6 protein-coding genes are annotated in these 4,805 nt (G+C 71.5%); all 6 read right to left on the reverse strand.

The genetic code is table 11. The features are described 5' to 3' along the window. Positions 1 to 245: hypothetical protein (locus Y694_RS19740; RefSeq protein WP_155935871.1), on the reverse strand; the 245-nt coding region annotated here is incomplete at its 3' end. A gap of 17 nt (positions 246 to 262) precedes the next feature. Further along, on the reverse strand, positions 263 to 739 hold the full coding sequence (gene fliJ, locus Y694_RS19745; RefSeq protein WP_011828169.1) for a flagellar export protein FliJ: 477 nt from the start codon (positions 737 to 739) through the stop codon (positions 263 to 265). A 42-nt stretch (positions 740 to 781) separates the two neighbouring features. Then, positions 782 to 2,245, reverse strand: a complete 1,464-nt coding sequence (gene fliI / locus Y694_RS19750; protein ID WP_081782286.1) for a flagellar protein export ATPase FliI — start codon at positions 2,243 to 2,245, stop codon at positions 782 to 784. Next, entirely contained in the window at positions 2,242 to 3,048 is an 807-nt protein-coding gene (locus tag Y694_RS19755; protein WP_081782287.1) for a flagellar assembly protein FliH, read from the reverse strand. The genes fliI and Y694_RS19755 overlap by 4 nt, the downstream gene beginning before the upstream one ends. After that, positions 3,032 to 4,027, reverse strand: coding sequence for a flagellar motor switch protein FliG (gene fliG / locus Y694_RS19760; RefSeq protein WP_011828166.1), 996 nt, complete (start codon positions 4,025 to 4,027; stop codon positions 3,032 to 3,034). Before fliG ends, Y694_RS19755 begins: the two co-directional genes overlap by 17 nt. Before the next feature lie 61 nt (positions 4,028 to 4,088). Further along, positions 4,089 to 4,805, reverse strand: a 717-nt coding sequence (locus tag Y694_RS19765) for a flagellar M-ring protein FliF C-terminal domain-containing protein (protein ID WP_036235676.1), incomplete at its 5' end; no start/stop codon positions are given.

Raw genomic sequence — 4,805 nt, forward strand, 5'->3', positions numbered from 1 at the left:
GGCTCCGGCCGGCGTGCGGCCTCGGCGCGCGACTCGGGCGGGTTCGCCTTCGCAGGGGCCGGTGGCGCGGCGAAGGCGTTGTGACCGTTCTGTCCGTGGCCCGACACGAAGCGCTGCCGCTCCCCGAGCAGGCCGGCGAACGAAGAAGAGGCCGGGGAGTTGCCGCGGTCGGCCGCCGGTTCGGCCGCGAAGGCGGTCGGGGCGTTGGCGGCAGCGCGCTGCTGGACGGACAGGTTCATGCTCATGGTGGGCAGGTACCGGCTCAGACGGCGCCCAGCGCCGCGCCGGGTGCCGTGCCTGCCAGTCGCAGCCATGCGGCACGCGAGGCCAGTTCGTCGGTTGCCTTCTGATCGCTGCGGTCCTGGGTGCGAACGGCCTCGGCGATGCGCCGCTCGATCAGCTTGCGCACCGAAGCCACACGCAGTTCGGCGCTCAGCAGCGCGGCTTTGGCCGTCTCGCCGCGCTCGATGGCCTGCGCAAGCAGGCGCTGCTGCTGCGACACCGCCTCGTCCAGCCGGACCATGAAGCCCTGGTAGCACTGCAGCAGCTCGATCGCGCCGGCGCGCTGGAACTGCGTGCCGAAGCGTTGCGCGTACTCCTGGCGGTACTCGGCCAGCTGGGTGGCCTGGGCCTGGGCCGCCGCCACGGCGTTCAGCGCATTGCGGTGGACGCCCAGCGCGGCATCGCGCGCGACCGTGGTCTGTTCGAGCAGGGTGTTCAGGGGCTGGAGGGCGCTCATGGAGTCTTTCCGGGGGAGAACGGTCGGTCTGTCGATCGGGGATCAGAGGCCGGTCAGCTGGCGCAGCTGGCGCACGCTGTCGGTCAGGCGGGAGGCGTCGTGCATGTCCTGCTGCAGCAGGGCGCGCATCGCGTCGTGCTGCTTGACCGCGAGGTCGAGTTCGGCATCGTGGCCGGGCGCATACGCGCCCAGCGCGATGAGGTCACGAGCCTTCTGGTAGCGCGACCACAGCTGGCGCAGGCGGCGCGCCGCCTGCAGGTGTTCGGGTCGTGCCACGTTGTGCATCACGCGCGAGGCCGAGCGTTCGATGTCGATCGCCGGGTAATGGCCGCTCTCGGCCAGGTCGCGCGACAGCACGATGTGGCCGTCGAGGATGGCGCGCGCCGCATCGGCGATCGGGTCCTGCTGGTCGTCGCCTTCGCTGAGCACCGTGTAGAACGCGGTGATCGAGCCGCAGCCGTTGAGGCCGTTGCCGCTGCGCTCGACCAGTTGCGGCAGCTTCGCGAAGCAGCTCGGCGGGTAGCCCTTGGTGGCTGGCGGCTCGCCGATCGCCAGCGCGATCTCGCGCTGCGCCATCGCATAGCGGGTCAGGCTGTCCATCAGCAGCAGCACGTGCTGGCCGCGGTCGCGGAAGTGCTCGGCGATCGCGGTGGCGTAGGCAGCCCCCTGCATGCGCGTCAGCGGCGGCGAGTCGGCCGGCGCCGCCACGACGATGGAGCGCTTCAGGCCCTCCTCGCCGAGGATGTCCTCGATGAATTCCTTGACCTCGCGGCCGCGCTCGCCGATCAGGCCGACGACGATGACGTCGGCCGCAGTGTACTTGGCCATCATGCCCAGCAGCACCGACTTGCCGACGCCGGAGCCGGCGAACAGCCCGATGCGCTGGCCGCGGCCGACGGTGAGCATGGCGTTGATCGCGCGCACGCCGGTGTCCAGCGGCTCGCGCACCGGGTCGCGCTCCATCGCGTTGATGGGGCGCCGCACCAGCGGCTCGTTGCGCACGGCGCCGATCGGGCCGAGCCGGTCGAGCGGCATGCCCAGCGGGTCGATCACGCGGCCCAGCAGGCCGTCGCCGATCGGCAGGTGTCGGGTGCGGTCCTCGCTGCGACGCCACGGGTGATGCGCCTCGCCGAGCACCGGCGCCACGCTCGGGGTCGAGCGCGGGACCACCCGCGCGCCGCTGGCCAGGCCATGCAGTTCGCCGGTGGGCATCAGGTAGGCACGGTCGGCGGCAAAGCCGACCACCTCGGCCAGCACGGGCGGCTGGCCGTCCATGCGCACCTCGCAGACCGAGCCGACCGGCACGCGGATGCCAGCGGCCTCGAGCACCAGCCCGGCCACGCGCACCAGCGTGCCCTGCGCCTCCAGCGGCACCGGGCCGAGGGCATGCGCCTTCAGATCGTCCATGTAGCGCTGCCACGACGCCGGCAGCGCGGCGAGCGGCGCCGCAGGGCGCTCGGTCGCCGGCGTTGCGGCGGGCAGCCAGCCTTCGGTCGGGGCGTTCATGCGCCCGCCCCGTTCTCGTCGGTCACCGGAGCGGCCGCGTCGTCGGCCGATGGCGCCACCTCGTAGGCAGCGCGCTGTCCCATGCCGTCCATGGCACGGCGCCAGCGCGCCTCGATGCTGGCATCGATGATGCCGACCTCGCTGTCGACCACGCAGCCGCCGCGGGCCAGGGCCGCATCGGGCACCAGGCGCGCGCCGCGCGCGGCCAGCGCCTCGCCGGCGTGCAGGCTCAACAAGGCGAGGTCCTCGGGATGCACGTGCACCGCCACCTGCTTGGCCGAGGCCAGCGTGGCGACCAGCGCCTCCTGGGCCACCGCCGCCACCAGCTCGGGGCGCGTTGCCAGTTCGCTGCGCAGCACCTGGCGCGCCAGCGCGACGGCCACCTCCGCGAGCTGCGCGGCCAGGCCCTGTTCGAGTTGCTGGAGCTGGCCGCGGAAGGCCTGCGCCACGGCGGTGACCTGGCCAGTCACCTGCTGGGCGTAGCTCTGCTTGAAACCTTCGAGTGCGGTCAGACCGTCGCGGTAGCCGTCCTGGTAGCCGCTCTGGCGCGCGGCCTGCAACTGCGCGGCCACCAGTTCGGGCGTCAGCGGCGCGGCGGGTGCCGGGGCCGCCGGGTTCTGCGGTGCGCCGCCGAAGCTGCTGGGCCGCCAGGCGGCGAAGCTGCGCACTTCCTCGCGCGGGATGAAGCGGGCATAGGCGTTCGGCGAGCCGTCGGCCGCCGGGCCGTCGGTCGCGCGACTGCGGCTGCCGGGATCGCGCGGCGCCGGGCTGGCGCCGAGCTTGCGTTCAAAGGAACTGGTCATCGCCACCGCCACCCAGCACGATCTGGCCCTCGTCGGCCAGGCGACGCACGATCTTCAGCATTTCCTTCTGCTCGGCCTCGACCTCGGAGACGCGCACCGGACCGCGCGATTCGAGATCCTCGCGCAGCGTCTCGGCCGCGCGCGTGGACATGTTCGCAAGGATGCGGTCGCGCAGCTCGGGCGGCGCGCCCTTGAGCGCCACCACCAGCGATTCGGTCTGCACTTCCTTCAGCAGCGCCTGGATGCCGCGGTCGTCGATCTTCTGCAGATCGTCGAACGTGAACATGTTGTCCATGATCTTCTGCGCGAGGTCGCTGTCGGCCTCGCGGATGTAGTCCAGCACCGAGGTCTCGATGGCCGAACCCATCATGTTGATGATCTCGGCCGCCGGCTTCACACCGCCCATCATCGACTTCTTCATGCGCTCGCCGCCGGCGAGCACCTTGCCCATCACCTCGTTCAGGTCCTTCAGCGCGCTGGGCTGGATGCCGTCGAGCGTGGCCACACGCACCATCACCTCGTTGCGCTGGCGCTCGGTGAATTCCTTCAGCACTTCGGCCGCCTGGTCGAACTCCAGGTGCACGAGGATCGCCGCGACGATCTGCGGGTGCTCGTTGCGCAGCAGCTCGGCCACCGAGTTCGGGTCCATCCACTTCAGGCTCTCGATGCCGGAGACATCACCGCCCTGCAGGATGCGGTCGATCAGCAGATTGGCCTTGTCGTCGCCGAGCGCCTTGCGCAGCACGGCCTTCACGTACTCGTCGGTGTCGCTCACCAGCATGCTGGTGTCGGCGGCGTCGCCGGTGAAGCGTTCGAGCACCTGCTCGAAGCGCTCGCGCGGCACGCTCTTCATCTTGGCGATGGTCTCGCCGAGGCGCTGCACTTCCTTCGGGGCGAGGTGCTTGAAGACCTCGGCGGCTTCTTCCTCGCCGATCGACATCAGCAGGATGGCCGCATCTTCCAGTCCCTGGGCATCCATGGCTATTTCCTTCCCCAGGTCGCGTCAGGCGCGGCGGCCTTCCGCAGGGGCTCACGCCAGCTCATGCGGCCTCCTTGGCGGACCAGCCGCGCACGATGTTGGCCATGGCCGCCGGGTTTTCCTTGGCGAGCGCACGGGCCTGGTTCAGCCGCATGTCCACCACCGGCGCCTCGAGCGCGGGCAGGGCCGCCGCCTGGGCCGTCGGCGGCGACGGCAGTGCCTGCACGTCGTCGACCACCGCGTCGAGCTGGCGCTGCGGCTGGGCCGGCTGGGCCGCCTTCAGCGCCGGCCGCACCGCGCCGAACACGATGATCATCGCCAGCAGCGTCAGCGCGCCCGGCACGGCCAGCGTGCGCAGCAGGTCCTGGGTCTCGGGCTGCTTCCACAGCGGCAGCGCTTCCTCGACCGGCGGCTTCTCGACCTTGAAGGGAGCGTTGATCAGCTTCACCGAGTCGCCGCGGTCGGCGTTGAAGCCGATGGTCTCCTTGACCAGCGCGGTGAGCTTCTCCATCTCCTCGGCCGAGATCGGCGTGGTGCTGGTCTTGCCCTTGGCGTCGGTGACCGAACGGTGGTTCAGCACCACCGCCGCGTTCAGGCGCTTGATGGTGCCGGTAGCGTTGCGCGTGACGCGCACGGTCTTGTCGACCTCGTAGTTGGTGGTGGCCTCGCGCCGGCTGTTGCCGCCGCTGCTGCCGCCCTGCGCGGTCTGCAACGGCTGCGCGCTGCCGTTGACCGGCGCGGTGGCCGGCACCGGCGGCTGGTTGCTGGCGGCGCCGGG

It is taken from the genome of Methylibium sp. T29-B, assembly GCF_000576225.1.
Lineage (GTDB): Bacteria > Pseudomonadota > Gammaproteobacteria > Burkholderiales > Burkholderiaceae_C > Methylibium > Methylibium petroleiphilum.